This window comes from Flavobacterium sp. PL002 (assembly GCF_054165825.1).
Genome location: NZ_CM135110.1, coordinates 3,055,189 through 3,077,497, shown reverse-complemented (window position 1 = coordinate 3,077,497; position 22,309 = coordinate 3,055,189). Strand labels below are relative to the sequence as shown.

Here is a 22,309-nt window from a genome sequence, read left to right as displayed (position 1 = left end):
ATCCCACGCTTTTTTGCGTGGATACAGCGGATAGCAGGAATAGCTCCTAATTTTTTTCCAAACATAATATAAAATTAGTTAAACTATCTAAGTTATTTGAGGAATATTTTTCTTCTTTAGTTTATTTATGGTTGCATTTAGCTCAAATCCTAATAAAAGGATCATGCAATTAATCCAGATGTAAAACATAACGATTAAAAGCGTTCCTATGGAACCGTAAAGTTCGTTGTATTTTGAAAACCTAATCACCCATATACCAAAGAAGTAAGATATAATAATGGTGAAGATTGTGGTAAAAACAGATCCTATTGAAATAAAAGAACGCGTTTTATCATGTTTGGTTCCAAATTTAAACAGTATTGACGTTGTAATAAGTATCATTAAGATTAAAAACACGTATCGTCCTAAAACGACTAACGGAATTTGCTCACTTAGAAATTCTCTAGCAGTTAATTTTTGAATAAAAACCTCAAAAACTACTATAGTGGCTACCGTTACGATTAATAAAATTGATAATACTAGCGACATTCCCACTGCAATAAAATATTGCTGAAAAAAACCTCTTTTTACTAATACATGCTTAGAATTTTGAAATCCTCCTAGGATCGCATTCAGTCCATTTGCCATTAAAAATATAGACAATAAAAATCCAGATGATAATAATCCAGAGTGACTATTGTGCAAAATATCATTGACAATATTAGAAATAGCATAGAATGTATTGGGCGGCACGCCATCTTCTACAAATTTTAAAAAATCATCTTGAAATCCCTCAATTGGGATGTACGGAATCAAATTCAAAATAAATAATGCAAAAGGAAACAGCGCCATAAAAAAACTAAAAGCAATAGATCCAGCCCTGTTTGATAACGCTCCTTCGGCAATACCTACTCCATATATTTCTAATAAATCATATAGGGTAAGACCTTGTAACCAAGGAAGCTTTACTTTTTTTAAAGGCCGAACTAAACTCCTTAATATGGGAATTTGCTCAATTCTTTCTTCTATTTCTACAGACATTAATGACACTTTTTTATTAGAACGTTTTAAACAAAAAGAGCTTTTTATTTTTAAAAGCAAATCCGGATTTACTCTTACAAACTTACACTCAATAGGCATCAATACCTATAGATACACTGCTAAAACCTTGCCAAAATAATTAAATCGCTTTCAAACTCAAATCCATGTTATAAATAGAATGCGTCAATGCACCTGAAGAAATATAATTTACACCACAATCAGCATAATGCCTTATGGTTTCCTCATTAATGTTTCCTGATGACTCTGTTAAACATTTATCACCTATTATTTGCACCGCTTCTTTGGTCATTTTATAATCAAAATTATCTAATAAGATGCGATAAACACCACCTGCTTCAAGGATTTCCTTTACTTCAGTAAGATCTCTGGCTTCAACAATAATTTTTAAATCTCTATTTGTTTCTTTAAGATACACTTTAGTTTTGGCTATTGCCAATGCAATCCCTCCAGCAAAATCAATATGATTGTCTTTAAGCATAATCATGTCATAGAGCGCAAAGCGGTGGTTCTCACCTCCTCCTAATGTAACTGCCCATTTTTCAGCAACACGAAATCCTGGTGTTGTTTTACGGGTGTCTAAAACTTTTGTTTGAGTTCCTTCAAGTAATTTCACGTAGCTATTTGTTTTTGTAGCAATGGCTGACATACGTTGCATTGAGTTTAACACCATGCGCTCAGCCTTTAAAATAGATTGCGAACTACCCGAAACATGAAAGACAATATCACCATATTTTACAGCAGCCCCATCTTCAATAAAAGTTTCAACAACTAGTTTAGGATCAACATAATTAAAGATCATTTTAGCAAAAGCTACTCCTGCAATTATCCCGTTATCTTTGACTAAAAGTTTTGCTTTTCCTTGTGCCGTTTCTGGAATACAAGCTAACGAACTATGGTCGCCATCGCCTACATCCTCACGGATAGCATTAGCAATTAATAGTTGTAACTCGGTTTCAAATTGTTTTTGACTAATCATTTTATAAAAAGTTTATATACTGCTAAAGTAGTCGTTTTTTAACGTATTGAAAAATTTGTTTTCTAAAAATATTCGCATGCTAGAAATTCAAATTGCTAGGCTTTCGCCAAAATAAAACGCAACAAACTAAAACAGAATGCTAAAATTTAAATAAAAAACGAACATTTAATCTAGTAATGTTTACTTTTATTCTTTTTAAAAAATTACAGCAGCACAAAAACATTTTACATCACAAAACAACATCTCTTAAATCACTTATAATGCCGATTTCAAAAATCATTCTTTATTTTTTTAGTTTCTTACTAACCGTTACTGTGTTGCTGCCTTTAGTAAAAAAAGATTTTTGGGTTTTTAGAGTTTTTGACTACCCTCGTTTACAAAAATTTGTCATTACAGCAATACTCATAACGGCATGGTTACTATTTTTTAGGGATACTAAATTGCTCCTTGATTGGGCTATAATTGTTTTTCTAGGACTTACCTTTATACATCTATTTTATGTTATTTTGCCTTTTACTTTTTTAAGTAAAACCATGATTGACAAAGTAAAAGCGCCTAATAATGAAACATTAAAACTACTGGTAGCTAATGTCTATCAATACAATGAAAGTCATCATAAATTACTTGACCTAATTGAGAAAAATAATCCTGATATTATTTTTTTGCTAGAAACCGATCAAAAATGGCTTGACGCGGTAAAAAATCTTAGAGAAACCTACCCTCATTATATAGAGATCCCCCAAGAAAACACCTATGGTTTGCTTTTTTACAGCAAACTACCTTTAAAAAAGCAACAAATTAATTACTTAATTGATGATGAAATCCCATCTATCATTGCTGATGTAATCTATAATAATCAAACAGTTAGAATTTACGGTTTGCACCCTACCCCTCCTGTTCCTCAAGAAAATAAATTTAGCACTGAGAGAGATGCCGAAATTTTAATGGTTGGTAAAATGGCTAAAGAGTATAAAAATCCTTGTTTAGTTATGGGAGATATGAATGATGTGGCATGGAGCTATACAACTGAATTATTTTTAAAAACTAGTGAATTAATGGATCCTCGTCGTGGTCGCGGCATGTATAGTACTTTCCATGCTAAAAAGATTTTACTGAGATGGCCATTAGATCACTACTTTTTAAGCAGTCATTTTAGATTGGTAAAAATGAACGTCGAGAAATCTATTGATTCTGATCATTTCCCTATCAGTATTAGTGTCGTTATTGCGCACAAAGACGAGGCGGATAAAATGACTGCGGACAAAGAGGATAAGGCTTTAGCCAATGAAAAAATTGCGGCTGGCATCAACGGAGAGCCCTTATAACAATAAAATTCTATTGCCACCACGCTAAATCTTTTAAGATACTAATTTTAGCTTTTTCAACAATTTTGTACTAATTTGGTTCAAAACCTCTACGCTATGAATGAAAACATACTCTTTGTTATTCAACGCATAAAAGAAAAATTATGGTTCCGACCAGTAATTTTCTGTATCCTTTCTATTCTAGGAGCTCTGGTTGCACAATTAGCAGATAGTACTCGTTTACACGAATTGGTTCCTGAAATAAAAAACGAATCGCTATCCGAATTACTGAATGTTATTGCTGCCAGCATGCTTGTAATTGCTACATTTACAGTAGGTTCTATGTTATCTGCTTTTGCGGCAGCAAGCAATACGGCTACTCCCCGATCTTTAAAACTAATCATTACTGATGATGTTTCTCAAAATGCGCTTTCCGTTTTCATTGGCTCATTTATCTTTAGCATCGTTGCCTTAGTTGCTTTAAAAAATGGTTATTATGGCAAGGCAGGTCTCTTTACGTTGTTTGTTTTTACTTTACTCTTTTTTAGTTTAGTAATCCTTACCTTTTTACGTTGGGTAGAACGCATTTCTAGATTAGGTAGAATGGGACATACCATAAAAGTAATTGAAGACGCTACTGCAAATGCAATCAACAATCGGCTAACTTCACCTACGCTACATGGAATAAAAGTAAACCAAAATCAAGAGAAAGCCATTCCAATTTATAGTGAATTAACTGGCTATGTCGTAAAAATAAACATGGCTGAATTACAAAAAATAGCTGCAAAAATTGATGCTGTTTTCACCATAAATGCCCTTCCTGGAAAATTCATTTCATTAGACCAACCTTTACTGTATATCGTTTCTCAAACTAGCAATACAGCAGTAGTTGATTATCAAACCTTAAAAAAGGCTTTTACAGTTTCACACATGCGTTATTTTGATGAGGATCCACGCTTTGGACTTATTACGCTAAGCGAAATTGCCAGTCGAGCACTCTCTCCCGCTGTGAACGATCCTGGAACCGCAATCCAAATCATCAGTAGTCATGTGCGCCTATTTACATTATGGAATATTACCGTCAACACTGCTCCATTAAATAAAGTTCTTTATGATCGAATAGCTGTTCCTGAACTTGTTATATCTGATTTATTTGAAGATGCTTTTAGACCCATTGCTAGAGATGGTGCTGCAAATATTGAAGTAATGATCCGACTCCAAAAAGCATTTTGCTCCCTCACAAACATCGCTCAAAAAGACATTCAAGCAGCATGCTCACATAATTCTATTCAAGCATTTGAAAGAGCTAAAACCGTAATGAAACTCGAAGCAGACATACTCCTTTTAGAAAAAGAAAGTTTATTTACAAAACAATTTAAACAAAGCGCATTACTTTAGGCATTTTATTTATTTTTACGCTCTTGTTAACGCCTACATTTTATCTCATAATACTAATTTTATGTTTTCATATAAAAAATATTCAGCAATTTTAATTGCTATGAAATCACTTGTTTTTAGCTTTTTATTGTTCCTTTTAACACTAAATACTACCGCACAAGAAACGGTAAAACAAAAGGATACTACAACCGTAAAAAATGATTCGGTTAATACCGCTATTATCAAGAATTTTAATCAAAAAATTGCAATTATTGAATCCCAAAGAGTGAGTGATTCTATTAAGAAAGCAACTCTTGAAGCACAAATATTGTCTTTAAAAACTACAGATAATCTAAAAAAAGACGAACTACAAAAACAATTACAAGAATTATATTCTAAAGAGAACAAACGCTTAGAGCAAAAGAAAGCGCAAATTGATTTATTGCGCCTTACGGCAAAAGGATACCCTGTTATGGGGTTCTTCAATGATACACTTTTTACTATTTACAGTAAATTAGGGAGCTTTTCAGCAAAAGATAGAGCGGATGCCATTTCTAGCAGAATAAAAAAACTAGGAAACGATTACGGATTTAAAAGTGATTCCCTAAAAGTGATCGAAGCAGAAACTACTGAGGATTTAATGTACAAAGAAAGCATTGTGATTAGTATCTCTGAGAATGATATTCTATGGAACAACACTACTAAAAAAGACTTGGCCGCAAAATATAAAAAAATAATTTCTGACGCTGTAACCACCTACAAACAAGAAACTGACATTGCAACACTAGCTCAAGAAATAGGACTTGCATTATTAGTACTAGTCATCATGGGAGTACTGATTTTCTATTTGAGGAAATTTTTTAATTGGATTGCTATTAAAATTCAAAATGAAGAAAACAAACGAATAAAAGGAATAAAAATTCGGAATTTCACACTTTTCGACGCTAAGCAACAAGTAAACGCCTTGTTGAATGTCAATACAGTCTTAAAATGGATCTTCATTTTACTAATGGTTTACATTGCTTTACCAATACTTTTTGGAATTTTTCCTTGGACAAAGGATTTTGCCGGAACCCTCTTTGGATACATCCTAAACCCGCTTAAAAAAATAGCTATTGGTTTTTGGAATTACCTTCCTAATCTAATTACAATACTGGTTATCATTTTTGTTTTTAGGTATGTTCTAAAAGCAATTAAATTCCTTAAAAATGAAATACATACGGGTAATTTAGAAATCCCTGGATTCTACGCAGATTGGGCAAATCCCACTTACCAAATAATCAGAGTAATCGTTTTTGCATTCATGGTGATCGTAATTTTTCCGTATTTACCCGGTAGTGATTCTCCTGTTTTTCAAGGAGTTTCAGTTTTTCTTGGTTTCTTATTTACCTTTGGATCTGCAGGGTCACTTTCGAACATTATAGCTGGTTTGATTTTAACATATATGCGTTTATTTAAAATTGGTGACCGCGTAAAAATTGGGGAAGTTGTGGGTGATGTTATCGAAAAATCATTACTTGTAACTAGAATACGAACTATTAAAAACGAAATAATTTCTATTCCAAATTCTACTGTAATGGGGAGTCACACCATCAATTATAGCAGTGATGCACCAGAAAAAGGGCTCATTATTCACAGCACTGTTACGATAGGTTATGATGTTCCTTGGAAATTAATGCACGACGTTTTAATTGAAGCCGCTTCAAAAACACCACTTGTACTCCCAGATCCTAAGCCATTTGTACTTCAAACGAGTTTAGATGATTTTTATGTCTCTTACGAAATTAACGCTTACGTAAAAGAACCAAATAAACAGGCCATAATCTACTCTAACTTGCACCAGAATATTCAAGATGTATGCAACGAAAAAGGAATAGAAATTATGTCTCCACATTATCGTGCCGCAAGAGATGGAAATACATCAACCATTCCTGCTAGTTATTTAGGAAAAGAATATAAGGCGCCCTCTTTTAATGTCAACTTTAAAAACCAAGCAGAAAAAGAGTAAAAACGACTCATAAATAAATTATAAACGGCTTGTATAAACTAAATTATACAAGCCATTTTATACAACAATAAATCCTTGCTTACTCACTGTATTTTTTTTTAATCCCATAATCTATTATCTTTGCTCAGTTTTAGAGTAAAATGTAAGCCATCATAAAAAATGATTCAACTTCAAATCACTTAAAAGCTTACCTAAAAAACATCCCATTACCCATACTAAATTTAACTTATGAAAATATATATTACCCTGATACTTTCGGCTATAATAAACTTAAGTCAAGCTCAAAATACCAACAGCTATTTTGAAAAAATAAGAAATAACGAAGCCGAATTAACTGCTTTTTTTGCACAAATGCCTAAAGGTGGTGACTTGCACCATCATTTTAGTGGTTCAATTTATGCTGAACCCATGCTTGAAGACGCTATAAATGACGATTTTTATTTGAATACTACCACAATGGAAGTGCTTAAAGAAAAACCTGCTACAGGAAATTGGGAGCAATTTTCAAGTATTAGTAAACGTGGTGAATTATATGCTTACAAGCAAAAAATAATGGAAAAATGGTCTGCTAAGGATTATAACGGCGTGAGCTATCCTTCTGACAAATTATTTTTTGAATCTTTTGGGAAATTTAGTCCTGCTATTCCTGGCCATTTTGGAGAAGGTTTATTGGAACTAAAAAACAGAGCCATCTCAGAAAACTTAAGTTACATAGAAACACAATTATCTACGATTCCGTCAGACATTAATACAGCTGACTTGACTGATTTTAATACGCAGTTAAGACAAGCAGCTGCAAATAAAGATGAGAAAGCCGTAAAAAAATTATTAGAATCACTTTACAAAACTTTTCAAAAAAGAGAAGCTAAGAAAGATGCGCAAAATTTCAATACTAATTTTGTTGCAAAAATGCACAATGATTTAAAGATTGACGATGCTAATTTCACTATGCGTTACCAGAATTTTGTTTTGCGTTTCATGGAACCGGTTGATTTATTCAAAAACTTAGTTGTCGCTTTTATCTCTGCTGATTCAAGTGATTTAATGGCTGGGGTTAACATTGTCTCTCCAGAAGACGGCGAAACATCAATGAAAGATTACTGGTTGCACATGGTTATGTTTAACTATTGCCACAGTGTTTTTCCTAATGTAAAATACACGCTACATGCAGGTGAATTGACTTTAGGTTTAGTTCAACCCGAAGATTTAACATGGCATATTAATGATGCTATTTATGTTGCTGGAGCAAACCGTATAGGTCACGGTGTAGATATGGCGTATGAAAAAAACTCGTATTCCTTATTGCAATACATGGCAAAACAGCATATTCCTATTGAAATAAACCTGGTAAGTAACGAGTTTATTTTAAGGGTTAAAGAAAATCGTCATCCTATTTCACTATATAAACAATTCAACGTGCCTATTGTGATTAGCACAGACGATGCTGGAATTTTACGTACTAATATGACGGAACAATATGTTTTATTAGCTAAAAGATATCAAGACGTGAACTACGCTGACATTAAACAATATGTGTACAACAGTATCAATTATAGTTTTATAAAAGATACTAAAGTAAAGCAGCAATTATTGAATGATTTAGATCAAAGATTTGCTAAATTTGAGGCTAATTTTCCTTTAAAATAAAAATCATGATTCTAGAAACCGCTATTCTCTATGTAAAAAAGGGAGAAGAGAAACAATTTGAGCGTGATTTTAAAATTGCAAGTCAATACATTAGCGCGATTAATGGTTATCTAGGACACAGTTTAAGGAAATGTTTAGAGCAAGAAAATAAATATTTACTTCTTGTAGATTGGGCAAAACTAGAAGACCACACCGTAGGTTTTAGAACATCAAAAGAATATTTAGAATGGAAAAAATTACTCCATCACTATTACGATCCATTTCCTGTTGTTGAACATTATGAAATAGTACAACAATATTAAATTATCAAAAAGTAAAACCGTTACATAACTGTTTTGTTATCCAGAAAAACTTAAATAATGAACATCAAACTTATTGCTATTGGTAAAACCGATAATAAAGCATTACAAACTTTAATTGACGATTATACAAAGCGTTTGTCATTTTATATCAAATTTGATTTAGAAATTATTCCGGATATAAAAAACGTAAAAAACTTATCAGAAAGTCAACAAAAAGAAAAAGAAGGCGAGCTAATTCTAGCAAAAGTTACTGCCACGGACCAACTTGTATTATTAGATGAAAACGGAAAGAACTTCTCTAGCTTAGGTTTCTCAGAGGAATTGCAAAAGAAAATGAACTCCGGGATCAAGACATTAGTTTTTGTAATTGGTGGCCCCTACGGTTTTTCGGATACGGTCTACGCCAAAGCACAAGGAAAAATATCGCTTTCATTAATGACTTTTTCACATCAAATGGTGCGCTTATTTTTTATCGAACAATTGTATCGCGGGTTTACAATATTAAGAAATGAACCGTACCACCATCAGTGATTTTTTATCAATATTCTGTTTTCTATATTTAGTTTAATATTAATAGATGAATTCCTCAGGGGTTTCTTTAGTAAAAGAATCTAATTCTCTAATAATAACTTTAGTGCTTACATATTCCTGGAAACTCATGTTTTTATCAAAAGCCAAAACAATTGTAGGCGAAACTTCAAATTTTAAGCGGTTCATGTAATTTAAAATCTCTGTTATTTTTATATTAGTACTATTAACTAAAACAGAATCTGATCCTTTTTTAAAATAAAAAATCAAACCTTCATTTAATGGCTTTTCCATTTTATAATACACATTTGTAAAAGGGATAAAAGCCATGTTCTTACCAATGCTATCAGCGTAAGCGTAATAATTTTCGGCTAGTTCATTTTTATGAGCAACTTCCTCTCTTTTTTTAGTTTGCAATTTAATGACTTCTGGAATAACTAATTTAAGAGGCAGACGCTTGTCGATATTTAGAATCCAATTTGTCGAAATAATGCTGTTCTTTCTATTGAGTTCTGCTATTGTATCGTTGTCTTTAGTTCTAAAAAAAATATAAATAGGTGAATGATCTTGAACATCACCTACGATGGTATGGTTTGCTTTTGGCAATAATATATCTTCTTTATTTCCGCAAGAAAACAAGAATAAAAACACTATTATAATACTATATTTCATCTTAATTTATTTATTTGATTATATAATTTTACACATTCGACTGCTTCTTTAACATCATGAACTCTTAAAATAGTAACTCCTTTTGTAATTGCTATGGTATTCAAAACAGTCGTACCGTTTAAAGCTTCACTTGCCGTAACTCCTAAAACTTTTTGAATCATCGATTTTCTAGAAACACCCACAAGAATAGGCAATTCTAACATTTTAAACAACCCTAATTTTTGTACTATTTCATAATTTTGCTCCACTGTTTTTGCAAAACCAAAACCAGGGTCAATAATTAAATCATTAATACCTAAGCTTCTTGCCTTACGTACTCTTTCAGAAAAGTAAAAAAGCATTTCCTTTACAATATCGTCATAATTTGTCAATTGTTGCATGGTTTGAGGAGTCCCGCGCATGTGCATCATAATGTAAGGCACTTTGTATTTTGCAATCACCTCTAACATTGTTTCGTCAAGATGTCCTGCCGAAATATCATTAATCAATGCTGCACCATTTTCTAAACAAGCTGCAGCCACTGCTCCTCTAAACGTATCAATAGAAAGTAGGACGCTTGGAAAATGTTTTAAAATTAATTTTACTACGGGGACAATTCGCTTCAATTCTTCCGCTTCTGATACAAAATTAGCTTTTGGTTTACTTGAATATGCACCTACATCAATAAATGTGGCACCATCAGCAATCATTTTCTCAACTTGGTTTACAATAGCATTTTCATTGCTGTAATTTCCCCCATCAAAAAAAGAATCAGGTGTAGTATTCAAAATTCCCATTACCTTAGGAACGGATAAGTCGATAAGTTGTCCTTTACAATTTATTGTCATTAATTGGCTGTTTAAAGATTCTTGTTTGTTGTTTAATCCTCTTTGTACGCTAAACGAAGGTATTCGTGTAACTTTAGACTTTAAACTTTAAACTTTTTTAAAATTTATCCCTATTTTTGAGCAAATTTTAGACAAATATACACCAATAATGAAGAATACTTCTCAAGAATATGATTCGGTGATCGCGATATGTCGCACACTATATATCAATAAAATGACCGATTATGGAAGTGCGTGGCGCATTTTGAGATTGCCATCACTTACAGATCAAATTTTCATCAAAGCACAACGCATCCGTAGCTTGCAAGAAAATGAGGTCAGAAAAATTGATGAAGATGAAAGAGGAGAATTTATTGGGATTATCAATTATTCGATAATGGCTCTAATACAATTAGAATTAGGTGTTGTGGATCAACCTGATTTAAATGTAGAAAAAGCAACCATTTTGTATGATACTAAGGTTGCACTTACTAAAGAACTAATGGAAGCTAAAAACCATGATTATGGTGAAGCTTGGCGCGAAATGAGAATCAGTTCTTTGACTGATTTAATTCTTCAAAAACTACTGCGCGTTAAACAAATAGAAGATAATAAAGGAAAAACAATCGTATCAGAAGGAATTGACGCCAATTACCAAGACATGATAAATTACGCGATTTTTGCCTTAATATTAATGGATACAAAAGAATAAATTTTAGATATGAAAAACGTTATTACTCAATTCTCAAGAATATTTGTTGGATTACTTTTTATAATTTCAGGATTAATAAAATTAAATGACCCAGTAGGTTTCTCTTATAAATTAGCCGAATACTTTAGTGAACCTGTTTTCAACATGCCTTTTTTAGTGCCTTTTTCACTTGCATTAGCTTTATTTTTAGTGATAATTGAAGTAGTTCTTGGTGTTATGTTACTCATTGGATACAAATCCAAATTCACTATTTGGAGTTTGCTGCTTATGATTGTATTCTTTACATTTTTGACTTTTTACTCTGCTTATTTTGATGTGGTAAAAGACTGTGGTTGTTTTGGAGATGCTTTAAAACTAACCCCTTGGCAGTCATTCACTAAAGATGTGGTATTATTATTCTTCATCCTGATATTATTCATAAATAAAAAATTAGTTACACCGCTATTCAATAAAAGTATTCAAAATATTATTGCTTATGCAAGCATCTTTTTGTGCATGCTAATGGCTGTTTGGGTACTAAATCACTTACCTATTATTGATTTCAGACCTTATAAGGTAGGAACTAATATCGAAAAAGGAATGGAAATTCCTGAAGGTGCACCTAAGTCAGTAGTTGAAATGGTTTTTATTTACAATGTAAAAGGAGTGAATACTGAATTTAAAGAAGCTGATTTAATGGCAATTCCAGAAGGAGCTACTTTTGTTGATAGAAAAGACAATGTACTATCTGAAGGTTACGTGCCGCCAATTCATGATTTCACGATGATGAAAGACGATTCTGACTATAAAGAAGAATTGTTGCAAGAGCCAAAACTAATTATGGCGGTAAGTTATGACTTAACCATTGCTGATGAGGCGGGAATGTCTCAGCTTAAAAAATTAAATGATGCGGCTGTAGCCAAAGGATATAAAATGGTTGGAATGACCAATTCATCGCAAGAAGAAATTGCTAAAGCCAAGAAAAAATACGGTCTTGATTTTGAATACTACACTTGTGATGCGATTACTTTAAAAACAATTGAAAGAGCCAATCCAAGTCTTATTGTACTCGAAAAAGGAACGATTAAACAAAAAGTACATTACAACGATATTAATGATTTGAAATTGTAATCTACCCCACTTTTAAAAGCCTTAAAAGCACAATTTGTTTTAATTTTAAGGCTTTCAATCGTTTTATACCCAATAAAAATGCTAAAATACTTTTTCAATAAACTAGGATATGCGCTGCTTACTCTCTATGGAGTAATTACGGTTATTTTCTTTTTATTTAATGTTTTACCTGGTGATCCTGCCAGAATGATGTTAGATCAAAATGAAAACTCTGAACAACTGGCGTTAATCAAGAAAAAGTATGGTTTTGATCAACCCATTACCACACAGTATTTATACTATTTGAATGACCTCGCTCCTATTTCATTTCACAGTACAAATGATAATGATTATACTTTTTTAAGTGAAGGAAAATACAATGCTGCCTCCTTATTTACTATTGGCAATACAACCACAGTTATAAAAACACCTTATTTAAGAGAGAGTTTTCAAAAAAGCGGAAAAAAAGTATCTGAAATTATTGGAAACACCTTACCGAGTACAGCAATTCTGGCTCTTTTTGCCATTGTAATTGCCATTGTATTCGGGATTATATTAGGCATTGTATCTGCACTGAATAAAGATACTTGGATTGATAGAATTATCGCTCTTGTGAGTACATTAGGAATGAGTATTCCGTCCTTTTTTAGTGCTATATTATTTGCTTGGTTGTTTGGATTTGTGTTGCAAAAATACACACATCTTAATATGACAGGAAGTTTGTATGAAGTAGACGATTTTGGAAACGGAAGCTATATTCAATGGAAAAATATTATTCTACCCGCTATAGTTTTAGGGATTAGACCTCTTGCAGTTGTGATTCAACTAATGCGTAATTCACTGCTAGAAACTTTTGGACAAGATTATATTCGTACGGCTAGAGCCAAAGGATTATCAGAATTCCAAATCATTCGTAAACACGCTTTAAAAAACTCATTAAATCCAGTAATTACAGCCATATCTGGCTGGTTTGCTTCCATGCTTGCAGGAGCTGTTTTTGTCGAATATATTTTTGGATGGAACGGTTTAGGTAAAGAAATTGTTGAAGCTTTAAACAATTTAGACCTACCGGTAATTATGGGATCTGTTTTAATAATTTCAACCACATTTGTCATAATCAACATTCTTGTCGATATTATTTATGCCTATTTAGACCCTAAAATACGTCTGTCTTAATCCAATACCTCCGTTTTTAATCGTTATTTCTAATTAAAGAAGCTCTTTTTTTAAGAATATCATTATTTTATATTCCTACTATTACGTTTTCATTTTGTCATTTTAGCACTAAAACATTGTTTTTACTGCATTTATTTGCTTAAAATCAAAAAAAAACAATCTTTGATTCGCATTCAAATTGTTTGTTTAACTTTGTTAAAAATAAAAGAAATGAAAAAATTAATAGCCGTACTTGCAGCTTTCGTAGCAATATCATGTGCCGACTCTAAAGCACAACAAACTTCTTTTTCTAAAGAAGCTTTATCAGAAACCTTATTAGATACCCAAGACCAACAAATTGCTTTTCAAGATATTTTAAAGAAATATGAAGGAAAAACTTTAGTTATAGAGGTTTGGGCATCTTGGTGTGGTGATTGCGTAAAAGCAATGCCTAAAATCAAAGAATTGCAAGCTAATAATCCTGATGTAGCTTATGTATTTATCTCTATGGATAAAACTGCTGACAAATGGAAAGAAGGCATTCAAAAACACGATTTAAAAGGAGAACACTTTATGGCTAATGACCAAATGAAAGGTGTTTTTGCAAAAGCAATTGATCTAGACTGGATTCCAAGATACATCATTGTTGACAAAACAGGAAAAATAGCTTTATACAGAGCCATCGAAACTGATTTTGATAAAATCAATGCAACTTTAACGCATTTAAAATAATCTTAATAAAGAACTAAAAAACAAATACCCACCACATTAAAAAGACTAAAATGAGAAAGAAAATAGTAGCTGGAAACTGGAAAATGCACAAAAATTCAGAGCAAACCGAAGATTTATTAAATGAATTAATTGCAAAGATTCCTACTGATACTGAAACACAAATAATCGTTGCTCCTACTTTTGTAAACTTGGCTTCAGCCGTTGATCACTTAGAGTTTATTAATATTGATGTTGCTGCTCAAAACATGCACCAAGCAGAAAGTGGTGCTTTTACAGGAGAAATTTCGGCAGACATGCTAAAGAGTATTGGTGTAAATACCGTTATTTTAGGTCACTCTGAACGTAGAGCGATTTTTAATGAATCAGATGCTTTGATTGCAAATAAAGTAGATACTGCTTTAAAGCATGAAATGACAGTTATTTTCTGTTTTGGAGAAGAGTTAAAAGACAGACAAGAAAAACAACATTTTAATGTAGTTGAAAATCAATTGAGAGACGGATTGTACCATATTGAAAAATCAGCTTGGAAAAATATCGTTTTAGCCTATGAGCCGGTTTGGGCAATTGGGACTGGAGAAACGGCATCACCAGAACAAGCGCAAGAAATGCATGCGTTTATTAGAGAAAATGTTCGTAAGAATTTTGGAGCTGATGTCGCTGACGAAGTGAGTATCCTTTATGGTGGTAGTGTAAAACCTGAAAATGCAAATGAAATTTTCTCTAAACCTGATGTAGACGGTGGTCTTATTGGTGGAGCTGCACTAAAAGCAGATGATTTTGTAGCAATTATCAATGCTATTTAGATAGTATTTTATTATATTTTAAAAAGCGGTAAAGTAAATTTACCGCTTTTTTTATTTTTATAATATTCCATAAAAGAGAAATACTACCTTTGCAAAAAAATTAAACATGTCAAATATTTATATTGGATACCATTTTAACATAGTACCAAAAGACACTAGCGATAACGAACAAGCAATGCAACTGGGTTCAGAAATACTAATTGCTGAATTAGGTGAAACTGCATTTGAAAGTTTCACAGAGACAGAAACTGGCGTTTCTGCTTTTGTACAAAAGGATTTGTGGGATGAGAAAATTCTTGAAGATATTCATATTTTAAAATCTGAAGAATTTAAAATTGATTATACTTTTGAAGAAATCGATCAAGTAAACTGGAATGAAGAATGGGAAAAGAATTTTGAACCTATTGATGTAGATGGAAACTGCCATGTACGAGCTCCATTTCACCCAAAAACAGACGCAGAGTTTGACATTGTAATTGAACCAAAAATGAGTTTTGGTACCGGTCATCACGAGACTACTCACATGATGATTCAGCATTTATTAGAAATAGAGGTTACCGGAATGAAAACACTTGACATGGGTTGTGGAACTGCTATTCTAGCTATTCTTGCCGAAATGAAAGGGGCACAACCTATTGATGCTATTGACATAGACAACTGGTGTTACCTGAACTCTATAGAAAATGCAGAACGCAATAATTGCAAACACATTACCGTTTATGAAGGTGAAGCTGCTTTGTTGAAAGATAAAAAATACGACCTAATCATTGCAAACATCAATAGAAATATTTTATTGAATGATATGCAAGCTTATGTTGATTGCTTGAACCCAAAGGGAACTTTATTATTAAGTGGCTTTTATGAAGAAGACATTCCATTTATAGATGCTTCTTGCGTTGAAAAAGGATTAACTTATGTTAAAAAGTTTCAAAGAAACAACTGGGTTTCATTAAAATACGTAAATTAGTATCTAAATTAATAATTACGAAATCAAAACGTACAAAAATGAGTACTAAAGAAAAAGTAAGAGAAAAAGTCAGCCGAAAGGAAGCACCTACCTTAAACAACGAAATTGTAGTTTATAATGATGACGTGAATACTTTTGACCATGTAATTGAAACTTTAATTCGCGTTTGTGACCACACTCCTGAACAAGCTGAACAATGTTCATTAATTGTTCACTATAACGGAAAGTGTACGGTAAAAACGGGCCCCTTAGATAAGTTGAAGCCACAATGTACTAGATTACTAGAAGCAGGAATAAGTGCTGAAATTATCTAAACACTAATAATATCGTTAATAAAGTGTATTAATCATTAAAACATTCTAATTTATTCTATATTTGGATAAATTAGAATGTTTTTTTTTATGGAAGAATATGGTAAAATATTAATAATTGCCATGCCGTTATTTGCGGTATTAATTATTATCGAAAAGCTTTACGGAATCTACAAAGGTGAAGATAATGTTCCTGTCATGGATGCCGTCTCTAGCATTAGTTCCGGAATAACAAATGCTGTAAAAGACGTTTTGGGCTTGAGTATTACTTTTATTTCCTTTGAGTTTAAAGTTTCTAAACCCGAAATTACCAATTCCTAAAGCTATTATGAAAACCAATACATTATTAAAAAGTTACCTCGCTTTCAGTGCCTTATATTTAGCAATCCTTCTTTTAGAACTTGAAACTATTGCTGGATTCATGAAACCGGTATTGATTTTGCTTTTAATTGCGGCAGTCTATTTAAGTGCCTCATTTACATCAAAAAAACTGCTTTTAATCGCATTATTGTGCTCTTGGATAGGAGATATTATTTTACTCTTTACAGATCGTGGAGAGTTGTATTTTATTTTTGGACTTGTAGCCTTTTTAATTTCACATGTGGTTTATATTTTTCTTTTCAACAAACAACTAAAACCAAAAAAAGATCACAATAGAGCCATCTATTGGTCTGGAGTCACAGCAATCATTGCTTACTTAATGATTTTCTTGTCGATATTATTACCTAGTTTGGGTGAATTGACCATTCCCGTATTTGTATATGCTTTAGTAATATCAACTATGTTACTGTTTGCTTTGAAAGGGTTTTTAATTTGGCAAAAGCCCGCAAGTTGGTATGTATTATTAGGGGCAATTGTTTTTGTAAGTTCAGATAGCATCCTCGCTTTTGACAAGTTTTACAGTCCCATTATGTACAATTCATTTTTCATAATGGTCACTTATATTCTTGCCCAATACCTGATTGTAGTAGGGATATTAAAATTGAACCAAAAAAAATAGCATCCTCAACTAGAGAATGCTATTTAAAATCTTTACCTAATACTAATTTTAGTGAGGTAATTTATCTTTAAAAACTCCATAGAGGTAAGTTCCTAGCAACGCACCAAATAAAACGATAAAAACACTCCAAAAACCAGCACCAATCAAGATATAAATAGGCCCAGGACAAGCACCAACAAGTGCCCAGCCAAGTCCAAATAATATTCCGCCAATCCAATATCTTGCATTACCCGGTTCTTTATCGGCAATTTCGATAGGCAAGCCTTTGATGTCTTTAATCTTATTCCTTTTTATGATTTGAATACCAATAACTCCCGTTACCACCGCAGTCATTATGATTCCGTACATGTGGAAAGACTGAAACTGAAACATTTCATAAATACGGTACCATGAAACGGCTTCTGATTTTGTAAGTACGATTCCGAAAACGAAACCAACTAGTAAATATTTTATTATTTTCATCATTTAAAAAATTAAGGGAAAAATTAAATATGCCATGATCAATCCACCAATAAAAAAACCTATTACGGCTTTTAATGAAGGAATTTGTAGGTTGCTTAAACCTGAGATAGCATGACCAGAAGTACATCCTCCAGCATAACGCGTACCAAAACCAATGAGAAGACCACCAACTAAAAGTATCGCAATACTCTTAGGTGATTGAAATGCTTGCAAACCAAAAAGTACATCAGGAGCTAATTTACCATTAGGCGCGTCGATACCAAATGCTGCTAATTGCGCAATTGTTTTTGGGTTTATGGTCACATTAGACGGATCGCTCATAAAATTCACAGCAACAAATCCGCCAAGCATAGCGCCTAAGACAACAATTAAATTCCAGCGTTGTGATTTCCAGTCAAAGTCAAAAAATTTTGTACGCTTACCTGCTCCCATTATCGTACACATCGAACGAAGGTTAGAGGACATTCCGAAAGATTTTCCGAAATATATCAGTGATAGCATTATTAAACCGATAATAAACCCCGAAATATACCAGGGCCAAGTTTGAAAAAAAATAGTCATAGTTTATTTATTTGTCGCAAAAATAGGGATTCTAGTATTTAGAATTCAAAGGTTTTCATCACAATTTTATATTTTGGTAGTAATCGTGTTTATAGTTCTGTTTATATTTGTAAGTAAAACTAAAAACCGTTCAAAATAACTCCATTATGAAAAAAATAATAGTTGCTCTTACTTTTCTTTTATTTATGGTTTCTTGCGTGAGTACAAAATCTACTTTAAAAAACGTAGATGATAATGCTCCTATTCCAAGATTATCAGTCCATAATACCTTTGTATTTACTGAGTACAGTACAAATAAAAAATATGGATATGATAAAGATTACCCTATCAACGTTTTTTATTACAGCACGCGAAATGACACTATTAATCAAGAGCGTTACCTGAATGCCTTGTGTGGTCCTAAAGGCGAAAAAATAAGTTTTACAAAATTAGAAAGTTGTTGTCCGTTTCCTACTAAAAGAAGCGATATGGGCGCTGGATTTCTAGATGTATACGAAGTAAAATGGGAAGGTTTAAAAAAACCTATCTTACTGTATATGAATATTTATGAAAAAGGATATTTAAAAGTTCCTGTAGGTTTTGGTTTAAAAAAACAGGATTAACAATCTAAGCCCTAGCCCTGATAGCAGCGGTATCCTTATGGTTTTTTCTTTAAAAACCATAAGATACAAGCGTATAGCAGGAAACAGCTACTAATAACACTTAATAATCTCTATAAAAAAAGTTAAATCGTAAAGGGGAAATCGCAAATCATAGCTACCTTTGCAACTTTAAAAAACAACACACTATGAACATACACGATATACCACAAATCAAACACACTGATAGCGGAAATTTCTTTTTATTAGCTGGTCCTTGTGCCATTGAAGGAGAAGAAATGGCGATGAGAATTGCCGAAAAATTAGTAGGTATTACTGATAACTTACAAATTCCTTTTATTTTTAAAGGATCCTTCAAGAAAGCAAATCGTTCTAGAATTGATAGTTTTTCAGGAATAGGAGATGAAAAAGCGTTAAAAATATTAAGAAAAGTTTCGGAGACCTTTGGCGTTCCCACTGTTACTGATATTCATACAAATGAGGATGCCGATATGGCGGCTCAATATGTTGATGTTTTACAAATTCCGGCTTTTTTAGTTCGTCAAACAGATTTAGTTGTGGCTGCTGCCAATACTGGAAAAGTGGTCAACTTGAAAAAAGGACAATTTATGAGCCCTGAAAGTATGAAACATGCCGTACAAAAAGTATTGGATTGCAACAATCAAAAAGTTATGATTACAGATCGTGGAACTATGTTTGGCTACCAAGATATGGTTGTTGATTTTAGAGGAATTCCTACTATGCAACAATATGCATCTACGGTACTTGATGTAACGCACTCTTTGCAACAGCCTAATCAAACTGCTGGTGTAACTGGAGGAAGACCTGATATGATTGAAACCATTGCAAAAGCAGGTATTGCAGTAGGTGTTGACGGTATATTTATCGAAACCCATTTTGATCCAGCTAACGCAAAAAGTGATGGAGCTAACATGTTGCATTTAGACTATTTTGAATCATTAATGACAAAATTAGTTGCCATTAGACAAACGGTTAATAATTTTTAATTTTATATATACACCAAGTGAAAAAGATAATATTATTTACAGCTTTTTTAGCATTTAGCTTTGCTAATACTGTAAATGCACAAGAAGATATTAAAGTTCAAGACAGATATACTGCACACAATAAAGGAAAATTCTTTGTTTCGTGGGGAGGAAATAGAGACAGTTACACAAAGTCAGATGTGAACTACAAAGGTAAAGATTACAACTTTACTGTAGAGAACATGGCTGCTCATGATAAACCAAAAGGATGGCATGTAGATTATGTCAATCCTTCAAGAATGACCATCCCACAAACTAATTTTAGATTGGGGTATTTTATTAGTGATCATTATAGTGTAACCCTAGGTGTAGACCATATGAAATACGTAATGACACAAGATCAAACCGCTAATATTACAGGTACTATTAACCTACCTGCTGGAGAAAGCGGTTCAATTTACAATGGAGTCTATAACAATACTCCCGTGAACTTCGCACAAGGTACAGAGGTAGGTGGAATTCCTTTCCTAATGTACGAACACACTGATGGTTTAAATTATGTAAACACTGAAGTTTCTAGACACGATGATATTTCATCACTATTTAAAATAGGAAATACTGACAAAATTCAAGTAAACCTTACTGAAGGCGTGGGTGTAGGAGTATTATATCCAAAGACTAATACTACATTATTAGGAAAAGAACGTCACGATGATTTTCATGTTTCTGGATATGGTACTTCACTAAAAGCAGGATTGAATGTTACTTTTTTCAAACACTTTTATGTTCAAGGAGAATTAAAAGGTGGGTACATCAATATGCAAGACATTCGTACTACTAAGAGTAGTGAGGATAGCGCTTCACAAGATTTTTTCTTTTTCCAAAGAATAATTGCTTTTGGAGGTATTTTCAGAATCTAAAACAAAATAACAGTATATAGATAAGGGATTGTTTTTAATTAAACAATCCCTTTTTTTATGCTAATACCAATAAAAAATTTACTTTTTGAAGTCATTCAATCCTTTTTTTGATTAATTTTAGAAGCCGATTTTATTTTTCAGTGATTTAGCCTACATAAATATTTCATTAATAAAATTAAATCTTAATAATTTTTAATGATACGAAGTAATCAAAAAATAGCCGATCAAGAAATTGACACATTCATAAAATTTAAACAGTTTTTTGAATTGTCTCCTGATTTATTGTGCGTTGCAGGTTTTGATGGTTATTTCAAACAAATAAACCCTGCTGTATCTAATTTATTAGGCTACAGCCAAGAAGAGTTACTTGCAAAACCCATTAGTTTTTTTGTACATCATGAAGATAAAAAGACGACAATTAATGCTCAAAACGACCTAAAAAATAAAATTCCGTTACTTAATTTCGAGAACAGGTATTTAACTAAAAATGGTACAACAATTTGGCTTTTATGGACTTCTTTACCTATAGAAAGCGATAGTCATGTTTATGCTATAGCAAAAAACATTACGTATCAAAAAGAACTTGAAAAAGAACGGAATCAAAACTTGACGGATCTTATAAACATCAATAATAATTTCAAGAAGTTAACCTATACCGCAGCGCATGACTTGAGATCTCCTGTGAACAACCTATTGACAATTTTTGATTTATTAGAAACGGATACTATTAATGATCCAGAAACAGCTGAGTTTATAACACTTTTAAAAACAACTTCATTAAATTTAAAAGACACACTCAATGAATATGTAACGATGCTTGACAAGCAAAATGAGATCAACGAACATCTAGAAGAAGTTCATTTTCAAGAAACATTAGAAGACACAGTACTATCTATTAATGCGTTGATTGAGAATTCACAAGCAAAAATCGATTGCAATTTTACTGAATTAAAGTGTATTGCTTTTAATAAATCCAACCTGAAAAGTATTTTTCTTAATTTGATTACCAATGCTATAAAATACGCTAATCCAGATTATTTGCCTCGAATTTCTATTTTTTCAAAAACGAGTGACGATCAAAAGCAATTGATTGTAACTGATAACGGAATTGGTTTTGATATGGAAGTCGTGAAAGATAAAATTTTTGGTTTACACCAAAAATTCCATGATCACGAAGATAGCAAAGGCATTGGCTTATATTTAGTACACAACCACATCACGAGTCTTGGAGGTAACATTACAGTGGATAGTAAAGTAAACCATGGAACTACTTTCACAATAACTTTTAAAGACTAATTTTAGAAGTTATTCCTTAATAAGTAATAGCCCCACTAGTTTAAACTAGTAGGGC

At 32.4% G+C, this 22,309-nt stretch carries 25 protein-coding genes; 19 read left to right on the top strand and 6 right to left on the bottom strand.

The genetic code is table 11. The annotated features are described in order from the left end of the window. Positions 1–87: 87 nt before the first annotated feature. Complete coding sequence (locus ACVEGE_RS13425; protein WP_173853038.1) at positions 88–1,020, bottom strand: YihY/virulence factor BrkB family protein; 933 nt, start codon at positions 1,018–1,020, stop codon at positions 88–90. Between the two features lie 139 nt (positions 1,021–1,159). Beyond that, on the bottom strand, positions 1,160–2,017 hold the full coding sequence (gene nadC / locus ACVEGE_RS13420; RefSeq protein ID WP_192500919.1) for a carboxylating nicotinate-nucleotide diphosphorylase: 858 nt from the start codon (positions 2,015–2,017) through the stop codon (positions 1,160–1,162). A 260-nt stretch (positions 2,018–2,277) separates the two neighbouring features. On the opposite strand from nadC, the gene ACVEGE_RS13415 reads away from it, so the two are divergent. From ACVEGE_RS13415 to rlmH, 6 genes are all read left to right on the top strand, one after another. Beyond that, positions 2,278–3,342 (top strand): endonuclease/exonuclease/phosphatase family protein, encoded by a 1,065-nt coding sequence (locus ACVEGE_RS13415; protein ID WP_192500918.1) that lies wholly within the window; start codon positions 2,278–2,280, stop codon positions 3,340–3,342. Positions 3,343–3,438: 96 nt separating this feature from the next. Next, positions 3,439–4,719 (top strand): DUF2254 domain-containing protein, encoded by a 1,281-nt coding sequence (locus tag ACVEGE_RS13410; RefSeq protein ID WP_192500917.1) that lies wholly within the window; start codon positions 3,439–3,441, stop codon positions 4,717–4,719. A gap of 61 nt (positions 4,720–4,780) precedes the next feature. After that, the gene (locus tag ACVEGE_RS13405) at positions 4,781–6,706 is read left to right on the top strand and encodes a mechanosensitive ion channel family protein (protein WP_225738113.1); all 1,926 of its coding nucleotides are present in this window, start codon (positions 4,781–4,783) and stop codon (positions 6,704–6,706) included. Positions 6,707–6,934: 228 nt separating this feature from the next. After that, positions 6,935–8,353: an amidohydrolase family protein gene (locus ACVEGE_RS13400; protein WP_192500916.1), complete on the top strand. Its 1,419-nt coding sequence runs from the start codon at positions 6,935–6,937 to the stop codon at positions 8,351–8,353. 5 nt (positions 8,354–8,358) lie between these two features. Next, the gene (locus tag ACVEGE_RS13395; RefSeq protein WP_192500915.1) at positions 8,359–8,655 is read left to right on the top strand and encodes an antibiotic biosynthesis monooxygenase family protein; all 297 of its coding nucleotides are present in this window, start codon (positions 8,359–8,361) and stop codon (positions 8,653–8,655) included. 57 nt (positions 8,656–8,712) lie between these two features. Beyond that, positions 8,713–9,186, top strand: coding sequence for a 23S rRNA (pseudouridine(1915)-N(3))-methyltransferase RlmH (gene rlmH, locus ACVEGE_RS13390; RefSeq protein ID WP_192500914.1), 474 nt, complete (start codon positions 8,713–8,715; stop codon positions 9,184–9,186). Positions 9,187–9,225: 39 nt separating this feature from the next. Here rlmH and ACVEGE_RS13385 read toward each other — a convergent pair whose 3' ends face one another. Both ACVEGE_RS13385 and folP read right to left on the bottom strand, forming a co-directional pair. Then, positions 9,226–9,855, bottom strand: coding sequence for a hypothetical protein (locus ACVEGE_RS13385; RefSeq protein WP_192500913.1), 630 nt, complete (start codon positions 9,853–9,855; stop codon positions 9,226–9,228). Beyond that, positions 9,852–10,682 (bottom strand): dihydropteroate synthase, encoded by an 831-nt coding sequence (gene folP / locus ACVEGE_RS13380; RefSeq protein ID WP_192500912.1) that lies wholly within the window; start codon positions 10,680–10,682, stop codon positions 9,852–9,854. Before folP ends, ACVEGE_RS13385 begins: the two co-directional genes overlap by 4 nt. A 148-nt stretch (positions 10,683–10,830) precedes the next feature. Between folP and ACVEGE_RS13375 the strand changes: the two genes are divergently transcribed. The 9 genes from ACVEGE_RS13375 (at position 10,831) to ACVEGE_RS13335 (ending at position 17,430) form a co-directional block, all read left to right on the top strand. Then, positions 10,831–11,373: a DUF1599 domain-containing protein gene (locus tag ACVEGE_RS13375; protein WP_173853047.1), complete on the top strand. Its 543-nt coding sequence runs from the start codon at positions 10,831–10,833 to the stop codon at positions 11,371–11,373. Positions 11,374–11,382: 9 nt separating this feature from the next. After that, positions 11,383–12,483 (top strand): BT_3928 family protein, encoded by a 1,101-nt coding sequence (locus ACVEGE_RS13370; protein ID WP_192500911.1) that lies wholly within the window; start codon positions 11,383–11,385, stop codon positions 12,481–12,483. A gap of 78 nt (positions 12,484–12,561) precedes the next feature. Then, positions 12,562–13,638, top strand: coding sequence for an ABC transporter permease (locus ACVEGE_RS13365; protein WP_173855698.1), 1,077 nt, complete (start codon positions 12,562–12,564; stop codon positions 13,636–13,638). Between the two features lie 210 nt (positions 13,639–13,848). After that, a complete protein-coding gene (locus ACVEGE_RS13360) occupies positions 13,849–14,349 on the top strand; it encodes a TlpA family protein disulfide reductase (protein ID WP_192500910.1) in 501 nt (166 codons plus the stop codon). Positions 14,350–14,399: 50 nt separating this feature from the next. Further along, the gene (tpiA, locus tag ACVEGE_RS13355) at positions 14,400–15,152 is read left to right on the top strand and encodes a triose-phosphate isomerase (RefSeq protein WP_173853051.1); all 753 of its coding nucleotides are present in this window, start codon (positions 14,400–14,402) and stop codon (positions 15,150–15,152) included. A gap of 106 nt (positions 15,153–15,258) precedes the next feature. Next, the gene (gene prmA / locus ACVEGE_RS13350; RefSeq protein ID WP_192500909.1) at positions 15,259–16,119 is read left to right on the top strand and encodes a 50S ribosomal protein L11 methyltransferase; all 861 of its coding nucleotides are present in this window, start codon (positions 15,259–15,261) and stop codon (positions 16,117–16,119) included. 38 nt (positions 16,120–16,157) lie between these two features. After that, positions 16,158–16,433, top strand: coding sequence for an ATP-dependent Clp protease adaptor ClpS (locus ACVEGE_RS13345; RefSeq protein WP_192500908.1), 276 nt, complete (start codon positions 16,158–16,160; stop codon positions 16,431–16,433). 75 nt (positions 16,434–16,508) lie between these two features. Further along, positions 16,509–16,751 (top strand): hypothetical protein, encoded by a 243-nt coding sequence (locus ACVEGE_RS13340; protein ID WP_458008549.1) that lies wholly within the window; start codon positions 16,509–16,511, stop codon positions 16,749–16,751. 7 nt (positions 16,752–16,758) lie between these two features. Beyond that, the gene (locus ACVEGE_RS13335; RefSeq protein ID WP_192500907.1) at positions 16,759–17,430 is read left to right on the top strand and encodes a lysoplasmalogenase; all 672 of its coding nucleotides are present in this window, start codon (positions 16,759–16,761) and stop codon (positions 17,428–17,430) included. A 48-nt stretch (positions 17,431–17,478) separates the two neighbouring features. On the opposite strand, the gene ACVEGE_RS13330 is transcribed toward ACVEGE_RS13335, so the two are convergent. Both ACVEGE_RS13330 and ACVEGE_RS13325 read right to left on the bottom strand, forming a co-directional pair. Next, positions 17,479–17,892 (bottom strand): DUF6691 family protein, encoded by a 414-nt coding sequence (locus ACVEGE_RS13330; protein WP_173853321.1) that lies wholly within the window; start codon positions 17,890–17,892, stop codon positions 17,479–17,481. 3 nt (positions 17,893–17,895) lie between these two features. Then, entirely contained in the window at positions 17,896–18,453 is a 558-nt protein-coding gene (locus ACVEGE_RS13325) for a YeeE/YedE family protein (RefSeq protein ID WP_173853055.1), read from the bottom strand. A 146-nt stretch (positions 18,454–18,599) separates the two neighbouring features. Between ACVEGE_RS13325 and ACVEGE_RS13320 the strand changes: the two genes are divergently transcribed. The 4 genes from ACVEGE_RS13320 (at position 18,600) to ACVEGE_RS13305 (ending at position 22,254) form a co-directional block, all read left to right on the top strand. After that, entirely contained in the window at positions 18,600–19,055 is a 456-nt protein-coding gene (locus ACVEGE_RS13320) for a 2-dehydro-3-deoxyphosphooctonate aldolase (protein WP_192500906.1), read from the top strand. 185 nt (positions 19,056–19,240) lie between these two features. Beyond that, positions 19,241–20,059: a 3-deoxy-8-phosphooctulonate synthase gene (gene kdsA, locus ACVEGE_RS13315; RefSeq protein WP_173853057.1), complete on the top strand. Its 819-nt coding sequence runs from the start codon at positions 19,241–19,243 to the stop codon at positions 20,057–20,059. Positions 20,060–20,076: 17 nt separating this feature from the next. Next, positions 20,077–20,958, top strand: a complete 882-nt coding sequence (locus tag ACVEGE_RS13310; protein WP_192500905.1) for a hypothetical protein — start codon at positions 20,077–20,079, stop codon at positions 20,956–20,958. Between the two features lie 195 nt (positions 20,959–21,153). Next, the gene (locus tag ACVEGE_RS13305) at positions 21,154–22,254 is read left to right on the top strand and encodes a PAS domain-containing sensor histidine kinase (protein WP_192500904.1); all 1,101 of its coding nucleotides are present in this window, start codon (positions 21,154–21,156) and stop codon (positions 22,252–22,254) included. The last annotated feature ends 55 nt before the right edge of the window (positions 22,255–22,309 follow it).